At 65.7% G+C, this 25,543-nt stretch carries 21 protein-coding genes; 15 read left to right on the top strand and 6 right to left on the bottom strand.

Annotation, left to right across the window (positions count from 1 at the left end):
* Positions 1 to 161: 161 nt before the first annotated feature.
* The 5 genes from F1C58_RS08610 to F1C58_RS08590 are packed head-to-tail and all read left to right on the top strand — an operon-like array spanning position 162 to position 5,367.
* Positions 162 to 1,529, top strand: a complete 1,368-nt coding sequence (locus tag F1C58_RS08610; protein ID WP_185200734.1) for an RNA polymerase sigma factor — start codon at positions 162 to 164, stop codon at positions 1,527 to 1,529.
* 8 nt (positions 1,530 to 1,537) lie between these two features.
* Positions 1,538 to 2,872, top strand: a complete 1,335-nt coding sequence (locus F1C58_RS08605) for a MurT ligase domain-containing protein (RefSeq protein WP_255461034.1) — start codon at positions 1,538 to 1,540, stop codon at positions 2,870 to 2,872.
* Positions 2,869 to 3,606 (top strand): type 1 glutamine amidotransferase, encoded by a 738-nt coding sequence (locus F1C58_RS08600; RefSeq protein ID WP_185200732.1) that lies wholly within the window; start codon positions 2,869 to 2,871, stop codon positions 3,604 to 3,606. Before F1C58_RS08605 ends, F1C58_RS08600 begins: the two co-directional genes overlap by 4 nt.
* 22 nt (positions 3,607 to 3,628) lie before the next feature.
* Positions 3,629 to 4,306 (top strand): alanine racemase C-terminal domain-containing protein, encoded by a 678-nt coding sequence (locus F1C58_RS08595; protein WP_255461371.1) that lies wholly within the window; start codon positions 3,629 to 3,631, stop codon positions 4,304 to 4,306.
* Positions 4,306 to 5,367, top strand: a complete 1,062-nt coding sequence (locus F1C58_RS08590; protein WP_185200730.1) for an alanine racemase — start codon at positions 4,306 to 4,308, stop codon at positions 5,365 to 5,367. The genes F1C58_RS08595 and F1C58_RS08590 overlap by 1 nt, the downstream gene beginning before the upstream one ends.
* Positions 5,368 to 5,511: 144 nt before the next feature.
* On the opposite strand, the gene F1C58_RS08585 is transcribed toward F1C58_RS08590, so the two are convergent.
* The gene (locus F1C58_RS08585) at positions 5,512 to 5,748 is read right to left on the bottom strand and encodes a hypothetical protein (RefSeq protein ID WP_185200729.1); all 237 of its coding nucleotides are present in this window, start codon (positions 5,746 to 5,748) and stop codon (positions 5,512 to 5,514) included.
* A gap of 223 nt (positions 5,749 to 5,971) precedes the next feature.
* Between F1C58_RS08585 and F1C58_RS08580 the strand changes: the two genes are divergently transcribed.
* A complete protein-coding gene (locus F1C58_RS08580; RefSeq protein ID WP_185200728.1) occupies positions 5,972 to 8,071 on the top strand; it encodes a type IIA DNA topoisomerase subunit B in 2,100 nt (699 codons plus the stop codon).
* Between the two features lie 22 nt (positions 8,072 to 8,093).
* Here F1C58_RS08580 and F1C58_RS08575 read toward each other — a convergent pair whose 3' ends face one another.
* A complete protein-coding gene (locus F1C58_RS08575) occupies positions 8,094 to 10,556 on the bottom strand; it encodes a DNA topoisomerase (ATP-hydrolyzing) subunit A (RefSeq protein WP_185200727.1) in 2,463 nt (820 codons plus the stop codon).
* A 99-nt stretch (positions 10,557 to 10,655) separates the two neighbouring features.
* Here F1C58_RS08575 and F1C58_RS08570 point away from each other — a divergent pair, with 99 nt between their 5' ends.
* On the top strand, positions 10,656 to 11,708 hold the full coding sequence (locus F1C58_RS08570) for an alkaline phosphatase family protein (RefSeq protein ID WP_255461032.1): 1,053 nt from the start codon (positions 10,656 to 10,658) through the stop codon (positions 11,706 to 11,708).
* A 35-nt stretch (positions 11,709 to 11,743) separates the two neighbouring features.
* Here the strand turns inward: F1C58_RS08570 and sepH are convergent, their stop codons facing one another.
* Entirely contained in the window at positions 11,744 to 12,820 is a 1,077-nt protein-coding gene (gene sepH / locus F1C58_RS08565; protein ID WP_185200725.1) for a septation protein SepH, read from the bottom strand.
* Between the two features lie 201 nt (positions 12,821 to 13,021).
* On the opposite strand from sepH, the gene F1C58_RS08560 reads away from it, so the two are divergent.
* Positions 13,022 to 13,315 (top strand): DUF4193 domain-containing protein, encoded by a 294-nt coding sequence (locus tag F1C58_RS08560; RefSeq protein WP_147782392.1) that lies wholly within the window; start codon positions 13,022 to 13,024, stop codon positions 13,313 to 13,315.
* 16 nt (positions 13,316 to 13,331) lie between these two features.
* Here the strand turns inward: F1C58_RS08560 and F1C58_RS08555 are convergent, their stop codons facing one another.
* On the bottom strand, positions 13,332 to 13,823 hold the full coding sequence (locus F1C58_RS08555) for a DUF3093 domain-containing protein (RefSeq protein ID WP_185200724.1): 492 nt from the start codon (positions 13,821 to 13,823) through the stop codon (positions 13,332 to 13,334).
* Between the two features lie 104 nt (positions 13,824 to 13,927).
* Between F1C58_RS08555 and dut the strand changes: the two genes are divergently transcribed.
* From dut to F1C58_RS08520, 7 genes are all read left to right on the top strand, one after another.
* Positions 13,928 to 14,371 carry a dUTP diphosphatase gene (dut, locus tag F1C58_RS08550; protein ID WP_370543712.1) on the top strand — a complete coding sequence of 148 codons (444 nt, stop codon included), beginning with the start codon at positions 13,928 to 13,930 and terminating at the stop codon, positions 14,369 to 14,371.
* Positions 14,368 to 15,033 carry a DUF3710 domain-containing protein gene (locus tag F1C58_RS08545; protein WP_185200722.1) on the top strand — a complete coding sequence of 222 codons (666 nt, stop codon included), beginning with the start codon at positions 14,368 to 14,370 and terminating at the stop codon, positions 15,031 to 15,033. The genes dut and F1C58_RS08545 overlap by 4 nt, the downstream gene beginning before the upstream one ends.
* Positions 15,034 to 15,037: 4 nt before the next feature.
* Positions 15,038 to 15,745 carry a DUF3159 domain-containing protein gene (locus tag F1C58_RS08540; protein WP_255461031.1) on the top strand — a complete coding sequence of 236 codons (708 nt, stop codon included), beginning with the start codon at positions 15,038 to 15,040 and terminating at the stop codon, positions 15,743 to 15,745.
* Between the two features lie 164 nt (positions 15,746 to 15,909).
* Positions 15,910 to 18,720: an aconitate hydratase AcnA gene (acnA, locus tag F1C58_RS08535; protein ID WP_185200721.1), complete on the top strand. Its 2,811-nt coding sequence runs from the start codon at positions 15,910 to 15,912 to the stop codon at positions 18,718 to 18,720.
* A 9-nt stretch (positions 18,721 to 18,729) separates the two neighbouring features.
* Entirely contained in the window at positions 18,730 to 20,676 is a 1,947-nt protein-coding gene (gene dxs, locus F1C58_RS08530) for a 1-deoxy-D-xylulose-5-phosphate synthase (protein WP_185200720.1), read from the top strand.
* Between the two features lie 56 nt (positions 20,677 to 20,732).
* Positions 20,733 to 21,116 carry a MerR family transcriptional regulator gene (locus tag F1C58_RS08525; protein ID WP_185200719.1) on the top strand — a complete coding sequence of 128 codons (384 nt, stop codon included), beginning with the start codon at positions 20,733 to 20,735 and terminating at the stop codon, positions 21,114 to 21,116.
* On the top strand, positions 21,113 to 22,090 hold the full coding sequence (locus F1C58_RS08520) for an aldo/keto reductase (protein ID WP_185200718.1): 978 nt from the start codon (positions 21,113 to 21,115) through the stop codon (positions 22,088 to 22,090). The genes F1C58_RS08525 and F1C58_RS08520 overlap by 4 nt, the downstream gene beginning before the upstream one ends.
* Positions 22,091 to 22,198: 108 nt before the next feature.
* On the opposite strand, the gene F1C58_RS08515 is transcribed toward F1C58_RS08520, so the two are convergent.
* Together F1C58_RS08515 and F1C58_RS08510 are read right to left on the bottom strand one after the other, a co-directional pair.
* Entirely contained in the window at positions 22,199 to 24,337 is a 2,139-nt protein-coding gene (locus F1C58_RS08515) for a 3-hydroxyacyl-CoA dehydrogenase NAD-binding domain-containing protein (RefSeq protein ID WP_185200717.1), read from the bottom strand.
* Positions 24,334 to 25,536, bottom strand: coding sequence for a thiolase family protein (locus tag F1C58_RS08510; protein ID WP_185200716.1), 1,203 nt, complete (start codon positions 25,534 to 25,536; stop codon positions 24,334 to 24,336). The genes F1C58_RS08515 and F1C58_RS08510 overlap by 4 nt, the downstream gene beginning before the upstream one ends.
* Positions 25,537 to 25,543 lie beyond the last annotated feature (7 nt).

The raw sequence follows: 25,543 nt of genomic DNA, 5'->3' as shown, positions 1-25,543 counted from the left end.
TCATCGTGATTGTTCTGCAGCACCGCTGCGTGAAAGATCAGGACTTGACATGGGTCTTAGTGCTGCCCGAAAAACCCGGTGGCCATGGTGTGCCGGGTGAGGGTCGTTCTACCAACGATGGGCGTGTAACGCCTGAAGATCAACTAGTGAAAGGTGTCCCGATGGCCACCCGAACCAAAACCACCGCGGTAGCGGAACCCGATGTCACCGAAGAGGTCAGCGCCGACCTTTCGGCTGCCGCGGCCGCGCCCGTGAAGTCCACCCCTGTGAAGAAGGCAGCCCCGGCGAAGAAGGCCGCAACCGCAAAGGCGCCGGCAACCGCAAAGGCGCCGGCAGCCGCGAAGGCACCGGCCAAGAAGGCTCCGGCCAAGCGCGGCACCAAGGCTGCGAACTCCGATGAGGAAGACGGCCCCGACGATGAGGCCGACACCGAGGCCGAAGTCGTCGTCGTCGCGGACGACAGCAAAGACGATGACTCGAAGGAAGAGACCGCCGAGGATGCCGACGAGGAGAAGGAAGACAAGACGGTTGAGGTGCTTCCCTCCGGTGCCCTCGTGTTGTCTCTCGTCGACGACGAAGACGAAGTTCCGGTCTACTCATCGGCGATCACCGGTGCCACTGCCGACCCGGTCAAGGACTACCTGAAGCAGATCGGAAAGGTCGCACTCCTCAACGCGGCCGAAGAGGTCGAGCTCGCCATGCGCATCGAGGCGGGGCTCTTCGCCGAGGACAAGCTCGCCGACATGACCCCGGCAGAACTCAAGTCGCAGCTCGGACGCGAGCTCACCTGGGTGGCCAAAGACGGACAGCGCGCAAAGAGCCACTTGCTCGGCGCGAACCTCCGCCTCGTCGTCTCACTCGCGAAGCGCTACACGGGCCGGGGAATGCAGTTCCTCGACCTCATCCAGGAGGGCAACCTCGGGCTCATCCGTGCCGTCGAGAAGTTCGACTACACCAAGGGCTTCAAGTTCTCCACCTACGCCACCTGGTGGATCCGCCAGGCGATCACGCGAGCGATGGCCGACCAGGCCCGCACCATCCGCATCCCGGTACACATGGTCGAGGTCATCAACAAGCTCGCCCGCGTGCAGCGCCAGATGCTGCAGGATCTCGGTCGCGAGCCCACCCCGGAGGAGTTGAGCCGCGAGCTCGACATGACGCCGGAGAAGGTCATCGAGGTGCAGAAGTACGGGCGCGAGCCCATCTCGCTTCACACCCCCCTCGGCGAGGATGGCGACAGCGAGTTCGGTGACCTCATCGAAGACACCGAGGCTGTCGTGCCGGCGGATGCCGTCGGCTTCACCATGCTCCAGAAGCAGCTCGAATCACTGCTCGACTCGCTCTCCGAGCGTGAGGCGGGCGTGATCCGCATGCGTTTCGGCCTCGGCGATGGAATGCCGAAGACCCTCGACCAGATCGGTGACACGTTCGGCGTGACGCGTGAGCGCATCCGCCAGATCGAGTCGAAGACGATGGCGAAACTTCGCCACCCGTCGCGGTCGCAGTCTCTTCGCGACTACCTCGAGTAAACCGCGTGGTGAGCGAGCAGAAAACAGGCGGCCTCCGTGGCCTCAGGTACTTCTTCCCCGTAGTGGCGGGTAAGGCGGTGCGCGCCCTCGCGAAGTTGCGTGGCGGTGGGTCCGCTTTCCCCGGATACGTCACCACGAGGCTGGCACCGCATTTCCTGCGGGATGTCACGGGCCAGTTCCGCTACGGCATCGTCTATGTTTTGGGCAGCAACGGCAAGTCCACGACCACCCACATGCTGACGGAGGTGCTGCGCGGCCACGGACTCACCGTGTTCACGAATCCCTCCGGCGCGAACCTGCCGCAGGGAATCGCGTCGTCGATCCTTGCGGAGTCGAGCGTGCTCGGACGGGTGGATGCCGACATCGGCGTGTTGGAGGTCGATGAGGCCTTCGCGCTCGAGTTCGCGGCGGTCGTGCCGCCCTCGACGGTGCTCGTGCTGAACACGCAGGTGGACCAGCTCTATCGTTTTTACGAGACCGAGCGCGTCGCCGACATGATGCTGGACACCGCCCAGCAGGCGGGGTCGCACATCGTGACGAATCGCGAAGACCCGTACCTGTCGAAGATCGCGCGCCGGTACGTCGACGGCGATGCGACGACCGAGCCCGACATCACCTACTTCGGAGCGTCCGCGGACGTCATCGCGCGTGCCCCTCATGGCCTGTTCAATGCGAAGGACTATCGCGACCAGGCGGTGCAGGCCGAATCGCATCGAGCCCTTGCAGAGTTGGTGGCCACCGACCGCGCCGGCGCCTCGATCATCGTCGATGGCACCAGCGTCGAGGTGACCCTGCCCGCGAAGGGGCTCCACTACGCCATCGATGCCGCAGCGGCGCTGGCAACGGCGGCGGTCATCCTCGGGGAACGCTTCGACGGGGCATCCTCGGCCGCAGCGTTCGCCGCGATGAAGCCGGCCTACGGGCGTGGTGAGTTGCTCGACTTCACCAACCGCGATGGCGTGAACGAGCAGGTCGAGTTCGTGATGTTCAAGAATGCGGCGAGCCTGCAGCTCAACCTCGATGCCCTTCCGGAGCCGCCGGAGCAGGTGCTTCTGGCCATCGATGAGGGCACGCCCGACATCTCCTGGATCTACGACATCGACTTCGCCGCTCTCGATCACGTGGATGTCATCACCGGGGCAAAGGCCTGGCAGATCGCGCTGCGCCTCGAACACGAGGGGATCACCATCGGGGTGGTCGAACCCGACCTGAAGAAGGCGATCGACATCATGCGCGCCATGCCCCGACCGTCCACCGGGTTGAAGACTTGGATCGTGAACTACGAGATCATGATGCTCGCGCGCAAGCAGATCGGTTTCCTCGAACTGGAGAACCAGCGATGAGTGCCCTGACAATCGTGCAGCTCTACCCGGATGAGCTCGGCGTCGCCGGAGATCGCGGCAATGTCATGGCATTGACAAAGCGACTCGAGCACGCCGGACATTCGGTCACCGTCGTCGCGCACGAAGTGGGATCCGTACTGCCGACGGACGTCGATCTCGTCGTCGTGGGCAACGGTCCGCTCTCGGCGATGCGGAACATCCACGCCGACCTGCTGGCCAACGCCGACCGGCTCCGGGCGCTCCGCGAGAGCGGAGTGCCGATCTTCGCCTACGGCTCCGGTGCGGAGCTTCTCGGTCACTCGATCTCGTTGCTCGACGGCAGTTCGCTGGAGGGGCTCGGCATCCTCCCGCTGAGAGCGACGCGTGTCGCGAGCCGCTCGGTCGGCTATGTCATCGTCAATTCACCGTTCGGCCAGGTCGTCGGCTTCGAAGACAACGCGTCGCGGTGGACGCTGGATGCCGGCGCCAAGCCATTTGGGATCCTCGAGGCGGGAACGGGCAACGGTGAGGGATCGGTCGAGGGACTTCTCGACGGCAGCGCGATCGGCACCCAGGTCGGCGGCCCTGTGCTGCCCCTCAACCCCCTTCTCACCGACGCGATCATCGCCTTCGTCGCAGAGCGCCGTGGACTGCCCACGAACTCCTCCGCGGGGAACGAGAGCCTCGAGCTCTACGCCACGCGGGCCCGAGAAGTGATCATCTCCCACGCGAAGCACGTATTCTCGAGGATCTAGGTTCGTCAGGATCTTGGTTTCGGTGCGAGAGGTGATGACGCTGCCCGGTTCACGCATTCACAGCGCGAGCATCGACCTCTCGGCGATCCGTGACAATGCCGCCGTGCTCGCCCGCCGGGCCGGTTCTCGTGTGCTGGTGGCCGACGTGCGGGCGGATGCTTACGGGCACGGCCTCACCGCGGTGACCGACGCCGCGCTGGATGGTGGTGCCTTCATCCGAGACCTCGACTTCGCCGCGTCGTCGGGAGTGCATGGCGACTTCGTCTCCGCCGGCGTCGCGCTGTACGGTCTCTCGTCCGATCCCGAACTGCGGGCGGCGATGCGGGTGAGCGCGCTCGTCGTCGGCACGAAGACCATCGATGCCGGCGAGAGCGTCTCCTATGGCTACACCTGGACAGCGAGTGCACGCACGAACCTGGCATTGGTCGGCATCGGCTATGCCGACGGCCTCGACCGCATCGCCAGCAATGTGGGATCCCTCCTGCTCGAGGGAGCGGCACGGCGCATCGTGGGACGTGTGGCCATGAACGCCCTGGTGCTCGACCTCGGATCCGACCGGGCCGCGATCGGCGACGAAGCCGTGGTCTTCGGCGACCCTCTCGCGGGCGAACCGGCGGTCTGGGACTGGGCAGGCAGCCTCGGGCGACCTTCCGCCGAGATCGTCTCCGTGTTCGGCAGTCACTTGCCGCGGGTGTACTGATGGTGTCGTCCGATCCGACGACAGTGCCGACGGCGACGGTTGATCTCTCCGCCTATCGTCGCAACCTCGCGCGGCTCGGCGAGCGGATCGCACCGGCCGCGCTCATGGCCGTGGTGAAGGCGGATGCCTACGGCCACGGTCTCGTGCCGGTTGCGCGCGCCGCGGTAGAGGCGGGGCTCGGATGGATCGGCTCCCTCGACATCGAGACCGGACTGGTACTGCGAGAGAACGGCATCCCGCGCGACGTGTCGGTGTTCACCTGGCTGCTCGGTCCAGACGAGGACTACGCGGCGGCGATCGAGGCCGAACTGGATCTCGGCGTGTCGACGATCGGCCAGCTCGAGGCGATAGCGGGTGCTGGCGCCTCCCTGCGAGCGCGGGTCCACCTCAAGATCGACACCGGCCTCCACCGAAATGGCGCGAGCGTCCACGAGTGGCCGGGGCTCGTGGCGCGGGCGATCGAGCTGTCCGACCGCATCGAGCTCGTCGGAGCCTGGACCCACATCGCCGAGGCCTCGGACGACGACGACTCGATCGCTATCGCACGGTTCGCTGCGGCGGTCGCCGTGGCCGAGCAACTCGGTGCGCGCTTCGCCGTGCGGCATCTCGCGGCGAGCGCAGCCGCCTTCGCGAGGGCGGATGCGCGGTTCGATCTGGTGCGGATCGGGGCGTTCTCCTACGGGATCTCACCGGGTGGCGGCATCACGCCCTCATCGCTGTGGCTCGAACCCGTGATGACCCTGACCGCCCCCGTCATCGCCGTGCGTGATGGACTCGCGACAATCGGCATCGGCTTCGGTGACGGCATCCCGAGCGCAGCTGCCGGGGTGCTGCAGCTCTCCATCGACGGGCGCCTTCACGAGATCGTCGCGGTTCACATCGACAGCCTCGTGGTCGATACGGGGGAGGCGCTGGTGCGACCCGGGGGCACCGCGGTACTCTTCGGCAGCGGAGCGGACGGCGAGCCGACGCTGCAGGAATGGGCAGACGAGCTCGGCACGATCGGCGAAGAGATCGTGACCCGACTGAGTCCGCGTATCCTGCGCCGCTTCTTCGAGTGAGTCTCTCAACCTGAACGCGCTGGCGGTATCGCCCACACTGCCCAGATCACCATGACCTCGCAGACTTCGCAGGTTGCGCAGACAGCACAGCGCCCCCGGCCGGAGCCGAGGGCGCTGTCTGAAATCAGAGGGGGAGGTTGCCGCTCAGGCGCGGTTGTCTTGGAGAAGGCGGTCCGACTCGTCGTGCCAGTCGCTGGCGACGGTCGCGAGCTTCTCCTGGTACTTCTTGCCGTGGTGGGCGCAGAACAGCAGCTCGCTGGAACCGATGGCGACACGGATGTACGCCTGTGCGCCGCAGCTGTCGCAGCGGTCCGAGGCAGTGAGCTGGTGGCTCGAGTCGAGTTCATCCACTGCGGTCGTGGTGGGTGCAATCTGAGTCATGAGTTGCTCCTCCGGTTTCCTATCAATAATTCGTTGTCCCTATCCAAACACGGGCGTGTTACATCGTGACGACAAAACCCGTGTATTTCGCTGAACGCGTACCACCCAGTGCTGGGGGTGTCGCAGGTCGGGGACAGTGACGTTGGTCATTAGTGTTTAACCCGGCCCGGCCAGCATCCATTCCCGTTCAGGCGATGCCGGCGGCGCCGCGAAGGAGATTCACGTGGCGAGTTCCGACTATTCCGCACGACACCTCTCAGTGCTCGAGGGCCTCGAGGCCGTGCGGAAGCGCCCAGGAATGTACATCGGATCCACAGACTCCCGTGGGCTCATGCACTGCCTGTGGGAGATCATCGACAATTCCGTCGACGAAGCGCTCGGCGGAAACGGCGACGAGATCCGCGTGATCCTCCACTCGGACAACAGCGTCGAGGTGCGGGATCGCGCGCGCGGCATCCCGGTCGATATCGAGCCGAAGACCGGACTCTCCGGCGTCGAGGTCGTCTTCACCAAACTCCACGCCGGCGGCAAGTTCGGCAGTGGATCGTATGCGGCCTCCGGGGGACTGCACGGCGTTGGCGCATCCGTCGTCAATGCGCTGTCGGAACGACTCGATGTCGAAGTCGACCGCGACGGCAAGACCTGGGCGATGTCCTTCCACCGGGGAGAACCGGGAATCTTCGCCGACTCCGGGGACGGCCCGAGGGCTGATGCCGTATTCACCCCGTTCGAGAACAAGAGCGAGTTGAGGGTCGTGGGCAAGGTCGCCCGCGGTGTGACCGGCACCCGGATCCGCTACTGGGCGGATCCGCAGATCTTCAGCCGGGGCACGACCTTCCAGACCGACGAGCTCTCGACCCGCGCCCGCCAGACCGCGTTTCTCGTTCGCGGTCTCGGCATCTCCATCACCGACGAGCGCGGCGAAGAGCCGAGCACCGAAGTCTTCCGCTTCGACGGCGGGATCGGCGAGTACGTGGACTTCCTCGCTCCCGACACCGCCCTCACGGAGACCTGGCGGATGTCGGGCTCTGGCACCTTCAGCGAGACCGTCCCCGTGCTCGACGACAAGGGGCACATGGTCGCCACAGAACTCGAGCGCGAGTGCGAGGTCGACATCGCGCTGCGCTGGGGTACGGGTTATGAAACGGTCTTCCGCAGCTACGTGAATATCATCGCCACACCGAAGGGCGGCACCCACCAGGCCGGATTCGAGGCCGGGATGCTCAAGTTCCTGCGCTCTCAGGTCGAGCAGAACGCGCGGCGGCTCAAGGTGGGAACCGGGGCGAACAGCACGGAGAAGATCGAGAAAGACGATGTGCTCGCCGGGCTCACCGCGGTCTTGACGGTGCGGCTTCCAGAACCGCAGTTCGAGGGGCAGACCAAGGAGATCCTCGGGACTCCGGCCGTGCGCAACATCGTGGCTGCCGTCGTGGCGAAGACCATGGCCGAGAGATTCGGTTCGCCCAAGCGCGACGACAAGACCCAGTCGGCTCTCGTGCTCGACAAGATCGTCGCGGAGATGAAGTCCCGCATCTCGGCACGGGCGCACAAGGAGACCCAGCGCCGCAAGAACGCACTGGAGAACTCGTCCCTTCCTGCCAAGCTCGTGGACTGCCGCAGCTCGGATGTCGCCAACAGCGAGCTCTTCGTCGTGGAGGGTGACTCCGCGCTCGGCACGGCGAAGCTCGCGCGGGACAGCGAATATCAGGCCCTCCTGCCCATCCGCGGCAAGATCCTCAACGTGCAGAAGGCATCGGTCTCCGACATGTTGGGGAATGCCGAATGCGCCTCGATCATCCAGGTGATCGGAGCCGGATCCGGCCGAAGCTTCGACCTCGCGACTGCACGGTACGGCAAGGTGATCATCATGAGCGACGCGGATGTCGACGGCGCCCACATCCGCACCCTGCTGCTCACCCTGTTCTTCCGCTACATGCCCGACATGATCAGGGACGGGCGAGTGTACGCGGCGGTTCCCCCGCTGCACCGGGTGATCGTGATGAATCCCGGCACCAAACCGAACGAGACGATCTACACCTACTCTGAGCAGGAACTCAACGGTGTGCTCGCGGGGCTCAAGAAGTCCAACAAGCGCTATCAGGATCCCATCCAGCGCTACAAGGGACTCGGCGAGATGGATGCCGACCAGCTGGCGACCACCACGATGGACCGCCACCACCGCACCCTCCGGCGAGTGCAGATCACCGACGCGGCGAATGCCGAGCGCGTCTTCGAGTTGCTCATGGGGAACGATGTGGCCCCGCGCAAGGACTTCATCATCGCCGGCTCCGACGGGCTCTCCCGCGAACGCATCGACGTCTGAGGCGAGCCGCAGGGCCCCGCTGTCAGCGGATCGGGCTGCCGATCGAGCCGACGAGGCCGTCGAGGGGGGTTCCGGATGCGTCGCGCTTGGCTCCTGCCTCGGGCAGGGCGCGCACCGCGCCATCCGCACCGACAGCGAGTGGGGGAGCGATACCGGCCCAGGCCACCACGAGTTGGTCTTCACCCTTGAGGAACGAATGGGCGCGCACCCCGCCGGTCGCGCGACCCTTTCCGGGGAATTCCGACAGTGATGAGACCTTCGCACGTCCCGCCTCCATGCCGGCGATCGTCGCGCTACTGCTCGAAACGGTGGCGACGACGACCTCTGACCCGGGGTCGACGGCTCCGAAGAAGATCACCGAGGCCTTCGCACCCAGGTTGATGCCCGCCATTCCGCCGGCCGAACGCCCCTGTGGCCGAACACTGGCGGCGGGGAAGTGTAGAAGTTGCGCCTCGGAGGTCACGAAGAGCAGCTCATCGGTGTCGGCCGACTGCCGCACTCCCACGACCGAATCTCCCGGCTTGAGGGAGATGATCTCGAACTCGGGTCGGTTCGCCCAGTCTCCGGGCGTGAGCCGCTTCACCACGCCCTGTCGGGTACCGATGGCGATCGCGTCCGAAGACGAGAGCGACACCAGAGCGAGCACACGCTCCTTCTTCGCATCGATAGCGAGGTAGTCGGAGATTCGCACCCCGGCCGCGAGCTGGATTGAGCTCTCGGGAACGACCGGAAGGTCGACGGGTGTGAGGCGGATGAGTCGTCCGAGCGACGTGACCGCGCCGATCTCCGATCGGCTGGTCGTGACGATCGACGACAGGATCGCATCGTGCTTGGTGCGTCGGGCGGCACGCTCGGGCAGCTCGGAGGCGACGTCTGGGAGGTCGACCCGGATCGCCCGACCGGTCGTCGACAGGTACACCCGGCAGGGCGTGTCGGCGATCTCGAGCACGGCCGCGGCCGCCCGGGCGGCGACGGTGGTGCCGACCGGGGGTCGCGCCTCGGTCAGCAGAGTGCGGCGGGGGGTACCGAAGCGTTCCGCCACCTCCTCGAGCTCGTCGGAGACCAGCTGGCGCACCCGCTGCGGCCCGGTGAGCAGTTGCTCGAGCGCGGCTATTTCGGCGAGCAACTGGTCGCGCTCCGCTTCGAGTTCGATGCGGGAGAACTTGGTGAGGCGGCGCAGCCGCAGTTCGAGGATGTACTCGGCCTGGATCTGGCTGAGGTCGAAGACATCCATCAGCCGCACGCGGGCCTGCTCCGTGTCATCGCTCGCCCGGATCACCTGGATCACCTCGTCGATGTCGAGGATCGCGACGAGCAGACCCTCGACGAGATGCAGGCGTTCCCTCTTGCGAGCGAGCCGATACTGGCTGCGGCGCGTCACCACCGAGATGCGGTGGTCGATGTAGACCTGCAACAGTTCGCGCAGGCCGAGGGTCTTCGGGCCGCCGTCGACGAGGGCGACGTTGTTGATGTTGAACGAGTCTTCGAGCGGCGTGAAGCGGAACAGCTGTTCGAGCACCGCGTCGGGGCTGAAGCCGGTCTTGATACCGACGACGAGCCGCAGGCCGTGCTTGCGATCGGTGAGGTCGGTGACATCCGAGATGCCGTTGAGCTTCTTGGAGTTGACCCCGTCCTTGATCTTCTCGATCACCTTCTCGGCGCCGACCATGTACGGGAGCTCGGTGATGATGAGGCCGGCTTTTCGCGCGGTGATGTTCTCGACCGAGACGCGCGCGCGGGTGCGGAAACTGCCCCGTCCAGTCTCATAGGCGTCGCGGATGCCGGCGAGCCCGATGATGGTGCCGCCGGTGGGCAGGTCGGGGCCGGGCACGAACGACATGAGGTCGTCGAGGGAGGCATCCGGATGCGCGATGAGATGCCGGGCCGCGCCGATGACTTCGATGAGGTTGTGCGGCGCCATGTTCGTGGCCATCCCCACCGCGATGCCGGAGGCCCCGTTCACCAGCAGGTTGGGAAACGCCGAGGGCAGCACCTCTGGCTGGGTCAGCTGGTTGTCGTAGTTCGGCACGAAGTCCACGACGTCCTCGTCGAGGTCCTCCGTCATCGCCATCGCGGCCGCGGTGAGACGGGCCTCGGTGTAGCGGGGGGCCGCCGGTCCGTCGTCGAGCGTGCCGAAGTTGCCGTGGCCGTCGATGAGGGGCACACGCAGAATGAAGCTCTGGGCGAGCCGCACCATCGCGTCGTAGATGGATGCGTCGCCATGCGGATGCAGCTTGCCCATCACTTCACCGGTGACGCGCGCGGACTTGACGTGCCCGCGGTCGGGCCGCAGGCCCATCTCGGTCATCTGGTACAGGATGCGGCGCTGAACCGGCTTGAGCCCGTCGCGAGCGTCGGGGAGTGCTCGAGAGTAGATCACGGAGTAGGCGTACTCGAGAAACGACCCCTCCATCTCGGTGGAGACGTCGACGGTGTCGATGCGTTCCCCGCTGGGCTGCGCAGGAGGGATTTCGGGAGTAGTCATAGGATTGCCCCCATGCTACCGGCCACCAAAACGCACCGGTTCAGCCTTGCCGATGTCGTGCCAAGTTCCCTTCAAACCATCGCTCATGAGACGAATCGCTTGGCATTGCCGCCGGTGCAGAAGGCGATCGTGCTGCTGGTCGACGGGCTCGGAACATCCGCCCTCACTGCACGGCGCGGGCACGCGCGAACCCTGGCGCCACTGCTCACGGCCGGATCGATCATCGGAGCGCGGTTCCCCTCGACCACAGCCGCGGCGTTGGCCACGCTCACCACCGGTGAGTCGGCCGGTATCCACGGGCTCGTCGGGTACAGCGTGCTCGACGCGGCGAACGACCGCGTCGTGAACCAGCTGAGCGGATGGGATGCCCGGCTGGATCCGGCCACCTGGCAGCGGGTGCCGACCCTCTTCGAGACGGCCCGCGAAGCCGGTATCCCGAGCTTCGCGATCGGCACAGAGCGCTATCGGTCGTCCGGTTTCACTCGCGCGGTGCTGCGGGGTGCGGAATACCGCAGCGGAGCGACGATGTCGGACCGCTTCCAGGAGGCTCGGCGCACTCTCGACGAGATCGACCGGGGACTGATCTACCTGTATGTGCCCGAGCTCGACCAGGCCGGTCATGCGTGGGGTTGGCAGTCGCAACAGTGGACCGCGGCTCTCGAGGAGCTCGACAGCGAGGTGCAGGCGTTCGCCCCGACGCTCCGCGCAGACGAGGGGATGCTTTTGACCGCTGATCACGGTGTGCTCGACGTGCCGCCGAGCGCGCAGGTGCTTTTCGATTCGGAAGCCCGCCTGATCGACGGCATCCGCTTCGTCGCGGGGGAGCCGCGGGCCCTGCAGCTCCATTTCGAACCGGATGCTTCAGAGGCACTTCGTGCGTCGGTGCTGGCGGCCTGGCGAGAGATCGAGGGATCCCGATCGTGGATCGTCTCGCGCTCAGAAGCGATCGAATCGGGGTGGTTCGGTGCCGTGGTCTATGCCGAGGTGGCCCCGCGAATCGGCGACGTCATCGTGGCCGCGCGAAAGGGCATCGCCTATTACGACTCGAGAGTCACCGGCAACACGGGCCGGAACATGGTGGGGCAGCACGGCTCATGGTCGGCCGATGAGCTCTCCGTGCCACTCCTCCGCTTCGGCGCATTCGCCCGCTGACCGTGCGAGCGTCGCGAGACCATCGGAAGGCTGAGCTACAGGTCGTCGTCCGAGCGCGCGCCGAAGACGATCTCGTCCCAGCTCGGCATCGACGCCCGTCCCTTCCGTGACGACGCTCGGGGCTGGAACACATTCGGCTGGGGGGCGGTGTTTCCCGGCCGGTCGTCGTTCTCGTCGCCGAAGACATCGAGGGGCACATCCACGAGACGGATGGTGCCGGTCGAGGGATGAGCAGACTTCGAGTCGGCAGCGATCGCCTCGTCGCCGAACCCGGCGGACTCGCGCTCGCCACGACGGCGACGCAGGGCCTCGAGGAGGTCGGCAGTCTGGTTCGATTCGGACTCGTCGGGGGCTGGCGCACGATTTATCGCGGCATCCGAGACGGCGGCCGGCGCATCATCCAGTCGTCCATAGGGCACCACCTCGAGACGTGAACGCCCCGGCTCCTGCTGAGAGAGCTCTTCGCTGGTGAAGGCGCCGCTGTCGAAGCGCGACTGGTCGGGTTGGCGCTCTTCGTCTCCGACCGCACGCAGGCGGGGAACCAGCGCGCCGGAGGCATCCCCCTGCTGGGACAGCGTGATCGCTTCGTTGTTGAGCGGGGAAAGCGCGGCCTTCTTGGGATCGAACCGCCAGCGGGCGTCCCGCTCGATCTGTTCCGCACTGAAGGCGAGCTTCACGACCCAGCCGCCGCCGACCTCTTTCCAGCTCGCCCACCGCTCATCGATAGCGCCGAGGTCATAGAGGCGTTCGCGGATGACAGTGCCGAAGGTCGAGCCGCCACCGAGTGGGTCTGTCTCCATCGCCGTGTGCACGGGCACGTTGAGCGCGGAGTTCACGACGAACTCGCGCTCGGCGAGCACGGGGCCCTCGAATTTCTGGATGTAGTCGAGCGGAACGCCGGTGATGGCCGCGACATCCTGCGCCGACATCCCGGAACGGATGTGGGCCTGGATCTCCCGTGGCGCGAGCTTTCGCCCCGATCCCGGGTCGGGGATCGCCTGGCGCAGTCTGGACTGCAGTACTTCGTCGATGGCGATGCGGTACTTGGTACCTTCGTCTGATGCGACGAGGAGTGCGCCGTTCTCCACTCCGATGACTCTCAGGTCTTGCATGCTGAACGCCTCTCGCGGTCACTTCTTCGCCTCTAGAGTCGCACGCCCCATCCCCAAATCCCGGGAATATCCCGGGCGTGCCGCAAGTTGCACAGAAGTCGGATTCACGGTCGTTTGGCAGTGGTTTGCTATTCGCAAACTAATGATGCAAACTATGGCCGCCGATTGAGACCAATCGATATTTTCAAGAACTGGATGGGCATGGCAACCGACTACGACGCACCTCGAAAGACCGACGACGACTCCGAGTCGATCGAGGCTCTCAAAGAGCGCGTCCCGGACAAGATGTCCGGTGTGGTCGACGTCGACGACGCCGACAATCCCGGGGGTTTCGAGCTTCCTGGTGCAGACCTCTCAGACCTCGACCTCGATGTCGTGGTGCTGCCTCCGCAGGCCGACGAATTCACCTGTGTCAACTGCTTCCTCGTGAAGCACCGTTCGCAGCTCGACCACGAAGAGAAGCTCGGTCCGATCTGCCAGGAGTGCGCGGCCTGATCGCTTCTGCATTGAGCTAGGCGGCGCGGGCGGAGTCGATCGCGGAGGTCAGCGCGGCGGTCAGCGCATCGGGGGTGCGGGTGGACACGATCCAATACGGGGTCGGGTCGCTCGCGTCGGCGAGGTCGATCTTCACGACCGGTGCGACCCAGCCGCGGATGAGCAGCCAGGCCCGCGCGTCGAGTAGGCGACCGCGCTGCAAGGTCGCCTCCTCTCCTCTGAAGGCGGTCACCCCCGCAATGAGGTCCACCGGCACTCGCGCCCGACCGGCGACGAGTTCGCCGGGCAGCACCTCGATGATCGGGGATGTCGCCACGAGCACGAGAACCACGGCGCCGTAGAGCACGATGGCCACGATCACCCCGGCGAAGAGGTTGATCGGCAGGAAAACGAGCAGGCTCGCCGGGATGACCAGGGCCGTCGATACGAACACCCAGGGCGATGGCCAGATGCGCTCGCGATAGAGCGTCGAGAGGGTCGAGGGGCCGCCGGGCGGGTTCTGCGTCATAGTCCCTATTCGATCAGACTTTGCCGTGCTCCAACCCCCTGCGCGTTCTGCACTACCCTCGTGACGTGGCTCAAAGCGTTGAAGTACTGATCGTCGCCGACCGGATGCCAAGCTACTCGCATCCCGGTGACGCTGGTGCCGACCTCACGGCAGCGGAAGCGGTGCAGCTCGACCCGGGCCAGCGTGCAACAGTCGCAACCGGCGTCTCGATCGCCCTGCCCGACGGTTTTGTGGCCTTCGTGGTGCCGCGCAGCGGGCTCGCGTCGCGGCACGGCATCACCATCGTCAACAGTCCGGGCACCGTGGATGCCGGCTACCGCGGGGAGATCAGCGTCACCCTGCTGAATACCGACAGCTCGGTGCCGTACTCTGTCGCGGTCGGAGACCGGATCGCCCAGTTGGTGATCATGCCGGTGAGCCGGGCGAGGTTCATCCCCGTCTCGACGCTCCCGGGCAGTCATCGCGGGGAATCCGGATTCGGATCGACCGGCTATGCGACGCTTGACAGCGATACACCCCATCACGACCAACAAGGAGAGCTCCTGTGAGCGACACCAACACCTCCGGCGAGATCCAGCCGAGCGACGCCACCGAGGCCAGTGCCCCGGACGAGCAGCTGAAGTCCGCCCCTGCCGATCGGGAGACCGAGGGACCGCTCGACGAATCTGAGGCGAACCCGGTGCGCCCCTACGTCGATCTCGGTGGAGTGAAGATCCTTCCGCGGGAGGGTCTTCAGCTGCGCCTCGAGGTGGAGGAGGGCAGTCAGCGGGTCGTCGCAGTCGGCCTCGACTACGCCGGGTCCACCCTTCAGGTGCAGCCTTTCGCGGCTCCCCGCACATCCGGTCTCTGGCATGAGATCCGCGAGCAGATCGCCGAACAGATCGCGAAGCAGGGTGGAACGACCCGACTCTCTGTCGGTCCCTTCGGTCCGGAGCTGCTCGCCGAAATTCCGGCAACGACCCCGGGACAGCCCGATTCCACCCGACTGGCGCGATTCATCGGAGTCGACGGGCCTCGCTGGTTCCTGCGGGGTGTGATCGCCGGCGACGGCGCGGTCGACCAGGAGGCCGCCTCGAAGATCGAGGAGCTATTCCGCAGTGTCGTCGTCGTGCGCGGCAAGACGCCGATGCCGCCGCGCGACCTCATCCCTCTCCATATGCCGAAGACCGCTGCGGCGGCGGACGACATGCCGTCGACACCGGGCGCCTAGCCGGGTGGCCGACGAAAAATCGCCGGAACCGGGGTTTCGTGAGGCGTTCGCGGACGCGATGCGCAAGACCGGTCTCGGACAGGTCGCCCCGGGCGAAGTGCCGACAGCAGGATCGCTGCTGAAGGCGGTGGGCGGGGTGCGTGGCCTCGTCGAGTCGATCCTTCCCGGACTGGCTTTCCTCGTGCTCTACGCCGCAACGAAGAACGTTGCACTGTCGGTGTTGGTCCCGGTGGGGCTCGCCGTGCTGTTCGTGGTGGTCAGGCTTGCCACCCGTACTCCGATCACGCAGGCCTTCGCCGGCATCGCCGGCATCGCCATCTCGGCGGTTCTCGCCCTGATCTCGGGTCGCGCCGAGGCGAACTTCATCCCGGGCATCATCATCAACATCGCGAGTCTGAGTGTGCTTCTGCTCAGCATCCTCGTGCGGTGGCCCCTCATCGGCGTCATCGTCGGGTTCCTCACCAACGAGACCACCCAGTGGCGCAAGCAGAAGGCGAAGCGCAGGGTGCTCTACCTCACGACGTGGCTGTGGGCAGGACTCTTCGCGCTCCGGCTCGCCGTAGAGGTGCCGCTGTACCTCGCCAAAGAGGCGGAGTGGCTCGCGGGCGTGAAACTGCTCCTCGGCATCCCTCTGTATGCGGGGATGCTGTGGGTGACGTGGCTTCTCGTGCGCGCTGTCTACACGAGCCCGGCCCGACCGAGTAGCGACTGATCATCGTGCTAAAGTATCTTGACGTCAAGATACTTTAGCTGCCGTCCGAGCCGGGGGAGACTTAGGCTTACCTTGCTGGCATGGTCGCCGGTCGAGGTTCAGGATGACAGCGGATGTCTCGTCAAGAGATCACACCTCTTACAGCTCAGCAAGGGAGTCGCGCAATGTCGCAGGTCAACAGCTTCGGTTCGAAGGACACCCTGACGGTCGGTTCTACCGACTACGAGATCTTCCGGGTCGATCGGGTGCCCGGGTACGAGAAGCTGCCCTACAGCCTCAAAGTTCTGCTCGAGAACCTTCTGCGCACCGAAGACGGCGCGAACGTGACGAAGTCGCAGATCGAGGCCCTCGGGTCCTGGGTGCCGACGGCCGACCCAGACACCGAGATCCAGTTCACGCCAGCCCGGGTGATCATGCAGGACTTCACCGGGGTGCCCTGCATCGTCGACCTCGCCACCATGCGCGAGGCGGTCTCCGCCCTCGGGGGAGACCCGAAGAAGATCAACCCCCTCGCCCCCGCCGAGCTCGTGATCGACCACTCCGTGATCGCCGACCTGTTCGGTTCGGAGAATGCGCTCGAGCGCAACGTCGAGATCGAATACGAGCGAAACGGGGAGCGCTACCAGTTCCTGCGCTGGGGACAGACCGCGTTCGACGACTTCAAGGTCGTGCCGCCGGGAACCGGAATCGTGCACCAGGTCAACATCGAGTACCTCGCCAGAGTGACGATGACCCGTACCGTCGACGGGGTGCTGCAGGCCTATCCCGACACCTGCGTCGGCACCGACTCGCACACCACGATGGTCAACGGGCTCGGGGTGCTCGGCTGGGGAGTCGGCGGCATCGAAGCCGAGGCCGCCATGCTCGGCCAGCCCGTCTCGATGCTCATCCCCAAGGTCGTGGGCTTCAAGCTCACCGGCGTCATCCCCACCGGCGTGACGGCGACGGATGTCGTGCTCACCATCACCGAACAGCTGCGCAAGCACGGTGTCGTCGGCAAATTCGTGGAGTTCTACGGTGCCGGAGTCGCCGCCGTGCCGCTGGCGAACCGCGCCACCATCGGCAACATGAGCCCGGAATTCGGTTCGACCGCCGCCATGTTCCCGATCGATGACGTCACTCTCGATTACCTTCGCCTCACCGGTCGCAGTGAGGAGCAGGTCGCCCTGGTCGAGGCCTATGCCAAGCTGCAGACGCTCTGGCACGACGCGGACTCCGAGCCCACCTTCAGCGAGTACCTCGAGCTCGACCTCACGACGGTGGTGCCCTCGATCGCCGGGCCGAAACGGCCCCAGGACCGGGTCATCCTCTCCTCCGCCAAGACCCAGTTCGCCAAGGACCTCACGAGCTACGCCGAGGTAGACCAGGATCTGGTCGACCTGGAGATCTCGGAGTCCTTCCCGGCCTCCGATCCGCCGAGCAACCAGCCCGGGGATCACCTCAACACGCATCGCCACACGCACGTCAGCCACGCGCCGTCGACGGTGTCCCGCCCCACGGACGTGCACACCAAGTCCGGCCTCGACTACACGCTCGACCACGGTGCCGTGGCCGTCGCCGCGATCACCTCCTGCACCAACACCTCGAACCCCTCGGTCATGCTCGCGGCCGGCCTCCTGGCCCGCAACGCCGTGCGCAAGGGGCTCACCTCCAAGCCGTGGGTCAAGACGACTCTCGCGCCCGGCTCCAAGGTCGTCACGGACTACTACGCGAAGGCCGGGCTGACCGACGACCTCGAAGCCCTCGGCTTCTACACGGTCGGCTACGGCTGCACCGTCTGCATCGGCAACACCGGTCCCCTGATCGAAGAGGTCACGGACGCGATCAACAAGAACGATCTCGCGGTCACGGCGGTGCTTTCGGGCAACCGCAACTTCGAGGGTCGCATCAGCCCCGACGTGAAGATGAACTACCTCGCAAGCCCGCCGCTCGTGATCGCCTACGCGCTGGCCGGGTCCATGAACTTCGACTTCGAGACCGACTCGCTCGGCACCGGAAGCGATGGCGCGGAGGTCTACCTCAAGGACATCTGGCCAGATGCCGCAGAGGTGCAGTCCACCATCGACTCGTCCATCGACACCGCTATGTTCACGAAGGAATACGGCGAGGTCTTCGACGGCGACGAGCGCTGGCGCTCGCTCCCGACGCCGGACAGCGAGGTGTTCGAATGGGACAGCGAGTCCACCTATGTCCGCAAGCCCCCCTACTTCGATGGCATGACGCTTGAGACCACCCCGGTGAGCGACATCACCGGTGCCCGTGTGCTCGCGAAGCTCGGTGACTCGGTCACGACGGACCACATCAGCCCCGCAGGCAACATCAAGGCCGACAGCCCGGCGGGGCAGTACCTCGCCGACCACGGCGTCGACCGCAAGGACTTCAATTCCTACGGTTCGCGTCGCGGCAACCACGAGGTGATGATCCGCGGTACCTTCGCGAACATCCGCCTGCGCAACCAGCTCCTTGACAACGTCGAGGGCGGATTCACCCGCGACTTCACCCAGGCGGATGCCCCGCAGGCGTTCATCTACGACGCGAGCCAGAACTACCAGTCCGCCGGAACCCCGCTCGTCATCTTCGGCGGCAAGGAGTACGGCTCCGGCTCGTCGCGCGACTGGGCGGCGAAGGGCACGAGCCTTCTCGGCGTCAAGGCGGTCATCGTGGAGAGCTTCGAGCGCATCCACCGGTCCAACCTGATCGGCATGGGAGTCGTGCCGCTGCAGTTCCCCGCCGGTGAGAGCTGGGCGAGCCTCGGGCTCGACGGCACCGAGGTGGTCAGCATCTCGGGGCTCGAGGAGCTGAACGAGGGCACCACGCCGAAGACGGTTCACGTGACCGCTGCACCGACCGAGCATTCCGAGCCGGGCAAGCGGACCGTCGAGTTCGACGCGGTGGTTCGCATCGACACCCCCGGTGAGGCCGACTACTACCGCAACGGTGGCATCCTCCAGTTCGTTCTGAGGTCGCTGGTTTAGGCTGAAGTCGTGAGCCTTCTGCAGAGTATCCACGGACCCCGAGACCTGGACCGACTCTCGCAAGAGCAACTCGTCGTCCTTGCCGCCGAGATCCGGGAGTTCCTGGTCAGGGAGGTCTCGAAGACCGGCGGTCACCTCGGCCCCAACCTCGGTGTCGTCGAACTGACGATGGCAGTTCATCGGGTCTTCGACTCGCCGAACGATGCGATCGTCTTCGACACCGGGCACCAGTCCTATGTGCACAAACTCCTCACCGGGCGGCAGGATTTCAGCCGCCTGCGCGAGCGCGGAGGATTGGCCGGGTATCCGCAGCGGTCCGAATCCGTTCACGACATCGTGGAGTCGTCGCACGCTTCCAGTTCCCTGAGCTGGGCGGATGGCATCTCGCGTGCGTTCCAGATGACCGGCCAGAAGGATCGTCATGTCGTCGCGATCGTCGGCGACGGCGCGCTGACCGGTGGCATGACCTGGGAAGCCCTCAACAACATCAGCGACGACAATTCCCGCAACCTCGTGATCGTCGTCAATGACAACGGGCGCTCCTATGCTCCGACCATCGGGGGGATGGCGCGCTTCCTCAATGACGTGCGCACCCGTCGCTCGTACCGCAGTCTCTATGCCTCCAGTCGACGCTTCTTCGACCTCTTCGGCGGCCCGGGTCGAGCCCTGTACCGGGGCATCCGCGGGGGCACCCACGGCTTCCTGAGCCGCTTCTCGAACAACGAAGCGCTCTACTCGAACCTCGACATCAAATACATCGGACCGATCCACGGCCATGACCTCCGGGCCATGGAGGAAGCCCTCACCCAGGCCAAGAACTACGGTGCCCCCGTGATCGTGCACGCGATCACGCAGAAGGGCAAGGGTTTCGAACCGGCCGTGCTCGATGCCGCAGACCAGTTCCATGCCGTCGGCCACATCGATCCGGAGACCGGCGAGCCGATCGGAGCCTCCGACAAGCAGTCCTGGACCTCGGTCTTCGCCGAGGAGCTCGTGGTGCTTGCCGACAGAAACCCGGCCATCGTCGGGATCACGGCAGCGATGTTGCGACCCACCGGCCTCCAGCCCTTTGCCGCCAAGTATCCGCACCGCGTCTTCGACGTGGGAATCGCCGAGCAGCACGCGGTCACCTCGGCCGCGGGGCTCGCCTTCGGAGGCTTGCATCCCGTGGTCGCGTTGTATGCCACGTTCATCAACCGGGCATTCGACCAGGTTCTGATGGATGTCGCGCTGCACAAGGCCGGCGTCACCTTTGTGCTCGATCGAGCCGGGGTCACCGGACCGGACGGGCCGAGTCATCACGGCATCTGGGACCTGGCGATCCTGCAGGTCGTGCCTCACATCCGCCTGAGTGCGCCGCGTGACGCGACCAGGCTGCGCGAGGAACTCGGCGAGGCTGTCGCCGTGACCGATGCTCCGACTGTCGTGCGGTTCTCCAAGGGCAGCGTCGGCAACGAGATCGCCGCGGTGCGACGCCAGCCCGACGGCGTCGACGTGCTGAGTGAGGCGTCGCGAAAAGACGTGCTGATCGTCACGGTGGGCCCGATGGCGGAGATCGGACTCGCCGTGGCCGAGAGGCTGGCGGACCAGGGGATCGGCGCGACAGTCATCGATCCACGCTGGGTGGTACCCGTGCCGAAGAGCGTGATCTCCCTTGCTGCGGAGCATCGACTCGTCGTGACCATCGAGGACGGCATCCGGGTCGGAGGAATCGGCACTCGCATCCGGCAGGAGCTGCGGGCGGCCGGCGTCGACACCGCTCTCACCGAACTCGGGCTCCCCGACGAATTCCTCCAGCACGGGTCACGAGCAGAGATCCTCGAAGAGGCCGGCCTGACTCCGCAGCAGATCGCCCGCGACGTAGTCGAACAGGTTCTCGGCAGCAAGATCCCGGTCGCTCGTCCGCTCGCCGACGATGCCCACGAAGAACGATCTCTCGGCTCAGATCGCTCCTGACCCTCTCCCCGGCACGGGTTTGACTGAGAGTGCGCTCTAAGTTCTAGCCTTGCTCTATGACGTTGACCGCCCCCAGCTACTCGATCTCCCAGGTCGCCGAACTCACCGGGTTGTCGGCGCATGCACTGCGCTACTACGAGCGGGCCGGACTGATGCTCAGGCCGATCGTTCGCGCGTCATCCACGCACCGGCGATACAACGACGCGGACGTGCGCTGGGTGGAATTCCTCACCAAGCTCCGTTCGACGGGTCTACCGATCGCCCGGCTGCGCCAATACGTCGATCTGGCCCGCGAGGGCGAGTCGACAGTTCCCGACCGGCTCGAGCTGTTGCTCCTGCACCGGATCTCCGTCATGGCGCAACTCGCCGTGATGACCGAAAGCCTGGCCGCGATCGACTTCAAGATCGCGACCTACCAGGGAAGGACCCCCACGGAATGAAACACATCACCCTCGGCTCAACCGCTCTCGAGGTCTCCCGCATCGGACTCGGCTGCATGGGCATGTCGGCGTTCTACAGCGGCGCTGGCCAGGACGACGCCGGTGCGATCAAGACGATCCATCGTGCCGTCGATCTCGGTGTCACCTTCTTCGACACCGCCGAGATCTACGGCCCCTATACGAACGAGTCCCTTCTCGGGGAGGCCTTCTCCGGCCGCCGGGACAAGGTGGTGATCGCCACCAAGTTCGGCACGATCCTGCACCGCGGGGATGGCAGCCGCGGCCTCGACGGAAGTGCGGAAAACATTCGACTGTCGGTCGAAGGTTCGTTGTCCCGGCTGAAAACGGAATACATCGACCTCTACTACCAGCACCGCATGGATCCGGATACCCCGGTGGAGGAGACCGTCGGCGCTCTGGCTCAGCTGATCGCAGAGGGCAAGATCCGCGGCTACGGACTCTCCGAGGCGGCGCCCGACACCATCCGTCGCGCACATGCGGTCTATCCGGTCACCGCCCTTCAGACCGAGTATTCGCTCTGGTCGCGCGATGTCGAGGCCGAGATCCTGCCCGTCGTGCGCGAGCTCGGCATCGGCTTCGTGCCGTATTCTCCGCTCGGCCGGGGATTCCTCACCGGCACCATCCGCTCTCTCGACCAGCTCGAAGACAGCGACTTCCGCAAATCCAACCCGAGATTCCAGGGTGACAACCTCGAGGCGAACATCCGCATCGTCGAACAGGTGGATGCCGTGGCCGCAGAACTCGGGGCCAAGCCAGGCCAGGTCGCGCTCGCCTGGCTTCTCGCGCAAGGGGAAGACATCGCGCCGATCCCCGGAACGAAGCGCATCCCCTACCTGGAAGAGAATGTCGCGGCGGATGCCCTCGTACTGTCAGCGGCACAGCTCGCGGCGCTCGATGCCGTCGCGGCCCCGGTGGGGGATCGCTACGCCGACATGAGCCCGCTCAACCGCTAGCGGCCGACCCCGCCGGGAGGCCTGGGCTTCGTCGGGAGGGACCGGCGTGATTGTGATCACGCCGGTCCCATCCGAGAGTGGCAGGGATCTCGAACCGGAGAGCCGGCGCTACGAGACTCCGCGCAGCACCGGGTGATGGAATGTGTCGTTGAAGACCCGCTCCGAGGCACCGACCCGGTCGAGGTACGGAGTCACCCCGCCCATCTGGAACGGATAGCCGGCCCCGAGGATGAGGCAGAGGTCGATGTCCTCCGCAGCCTCGACGACGTTGCTCTCGAGCATGCGGTGTACCTCGTCCGCCAGACCGTCCTCGAGGCGGGTGCGGAGTTCCTCGGCCGTCATCGGAGTCGTGCCCCCGGCGACGATGGCGCGCGCCTTCTTATTGATTCCGGTCACCTTCCCCTTGGAATCGCGTTCGAAGATGTGACCGAGTTCGGCGAGTTTGTGCAGATTCTCGCTCTCGAAGAACCGCTCGGGGAACGCCGCATGGTGGGTGTCGAGCACGTGCGCGCCGACCTTGAGTCCGACCAACTCCAGCAACTCGAACGGGGTCATCGGAAGGCCGAACGGCTTGGTCGACTCCTCGACGACCTCGAAAGGAGTGCCGGTATCGACCGCGTGCATCGCCTCGCCGAGCACCTTCGCGAGAATGCGGTTGACCACGAAGCCGGGAGTGTCCGTGGTGATCACCGCGTTCTTGAAGAGCTTTGCGGCGGTCACCATCGCGGTCGACAGCGTCGCATCATCCGTCTGCGGGGTCTTGACAACCTCCACGAGGGGCATCACGGCCACCGGGTTGAAGAAGTGGAAGCCCACGAGGCGTTCCGGATGCTTCAGGTCGGCGCCGATCTGCTCGACCGAGAGCGAGGAGGTGTTGGTGGCGAGCACGGCCGTCTCGGAGATGTACTGCTCCACATCGGCGAAGACGGCCTGCTTGACTCCGAGCTCCTCGAAAACGGCCTCGATCACCCAGTCGCAGGCGGCGAAGTCGGCCTTGTCGGTGGTACCGGTGACGAGCGCTTTGAGGCGATTCGCTTCATCCGGAGAGATGCGCTTCTTGCCGAGAAGGGCGTCGATCTCGTCATGGATGTAGGCCACACCCTTGTCGACCCGTGCCTGGTCGAGGTCGGTGATCACCACGGGCACCTTGAGGCGGCGCACGAAGAGCAGTGCGAACTGGCTGGCCATGAGACCGGCGCCGATCACACCGACCTGGGTGACCGGCTTCGCCAGCGCCTTATCCGGCGCTCCCGCGGGACGCTTGGTTCGCTTCTGCACCAGGTTGAATGCGTAGATGCTCGCCTTGAACTGGTCGCCGGAGATGAGTTCGGCGAGGGCCTCGTCCTCCGCGGCGAAACCGGTGGCACGGTCGGTGTTCTTCGCGGCCTTGAGCAGTTCGAGAGCCTTGTACGGCGACTTCGCGACCCGGCCGATGCGGTTCTCAAGCATCTTGGTGGCGACACCGATGGCGATGTCCCACTTCACCGCGCGTTCGATCTTGCCGGGGGCGTTCGCGCGCTTCACGGTCGTGGTTCCGGAGATTACGCCGTCGGCCCACGCTATGGAGTGCTCGAGGAACGACACAGAGTCGAAGATGGCATCCGCGATACCGAGGTCGAAGACCTCTTGACCCTTGAGCATCCTGTTGTTCTTCAGCGGGTTCTCGATGACCACCTTGAGGGCGTTCTCGATGCCGATGAGGTTCGGTAGCAGCCAGGCGCCTCCCCATCCGGGGATGATGCCGAGGAAGACCTCGGGAAGGGCGACACCGGGAGTGTTGCGGTCGACGGTGCGATAGTCGGCGTTCAGTCCGATCTCGAGGCCACCGCCGAGGGCGAGCCCGTTGATGAACACGAAACTCGGGACGCCCATGCCGTTCAGCTTGCCGAGGGCGTAGTGGCCCAACTCGGCCATCTGCTTTCCGACCGCTCGACTCGTGATCGCACCAACCTTGGAGAGGTCGGCGCCGGCGGCGAGGAAGAAGGGCTTTCCGGTGACGGCGACACCGGCGATCTCGCCGCGGGAAGCGCGATCTCTCAGGGTGTCGAGCGTCGACGCGAACTCGACCAGCGTGACCGGACCCAGCGTTGTGGGACGGGTGTGGTCCCGACCGTTGTCGAGGGTGACGAGGGCGAGGGTGCGTCCACCCGAGATCGGGATGTCTCGCACATAGGAGTGGGTGACAACCTCATCGTCGGATGCCGCGATGAGTTCTGCGAAACGGCTCTGCGTTGCGACGTCGGTCATTTCTTCTTCTTTCCGTCGAAGTACGGGTTCTCCCAGATGACGGATCCGCCCTGGCCGAGGCCGACGCACATGGCGGTCAGGCCGTAGCGCACATCCGGGCGTTCCTTGAACTGCGCCGCGAGCTGGATCATCAGGCGCACGCCGGAGGAGGCGAGCGGGTGACCCATGGCGATCGCGCCACCCCACTGGTTGACCCGAGGGTCGTCATCGGCGATGCCGAAGTGATCGAGCAGGGACAGCACCTGCACCGCGAACGCCTCGTTCAGTTCGAACAGGCCGATGTCGGTGATCGACAGTCCCGCCTTCTTCAGAGCCTTCTCGGTGGATGGCACCGGGCCGATGCCCATGATCTCCGGCTCGACGCCGGCGAAGGCGAAGCTCACGAGCTTCATCTTCGCGGCGAGGCCCAGTTCCTTTGCGGCGGCTTCGCTCGCAAGAAGGCTGATGGTCGCGCCGTCGTTGAGGCCGGATGCATTGCCGGCCGTGACCCGGCCGTGGGGGCGGAACGGTGTCTTCAGTCCGGCGAGCCCCTCGAGCGTCGTCTCCGGTCGGAGCGCCTCGTCGCGGGTGGCCAGACCCCAGCCGGCCTCGGAACGCACGGACACGGGAATCAGGTCGGGCTGCAGCTTGCCGTTGTCGTAGGCCGCGGCGGCCTTCTGCTGGCTCGCCAGGGCGAAACGGTCCGAGCGCTCCTTGGTGAGCTGGGGGAAACGGTCGTGGATACGCTCGGCGGTCGAGCCCATGTTGAGGGCCTCACCGCTCACGAGCTTCTCTGCGAGGAAGCGCGGGTTGGGATCCGCTCCGAAGCCCATCGGATGACGGCCCATGTGTTCGACACCGCCCGCGAGGGCGAGGTCGTAGGCTCCGAATGCGATTCCCCCGGCCAGCGTGGTGACCGAGGTCATCGCCCCGGCGCACATGCGGTCGATGGCGAATCCGGGCACCGACTTCGGCAGGCCCGCGAGGAGGGCGGCGGTGCGGCCGAGGGTCAGGCCCTGGTCGCCCTGCTGCGTTGTCGCAGCGATGGCGACCTCGTCGATCCGGTCGTGGGGCACATCGGGGTTGCGCTCGAGCAGGCCGACCATGGCCTTGACGACCAGGTCGTCCGCTCGGGTGTTCCAGTACATTCCCTTTTCGCCCGCGCGTCCGAACGGGGTGCGAACCCCATCGACGAACACGACTTCATGTCTCTCGGCCACAGTGCCT

The sequence above is a fragment of the Glaciihabitans sp. INWT7 genome (assembly GCF_014217685.1).
Classification (GTDB): Bacteria; Actinomycetota; Actinomycetes; order Actinomycetales; family Microbacteriaceae; genus Lacisediminihabitans.
This window is presented reverse-complemented; position numbering and strand designations above follow the sequence as displayed.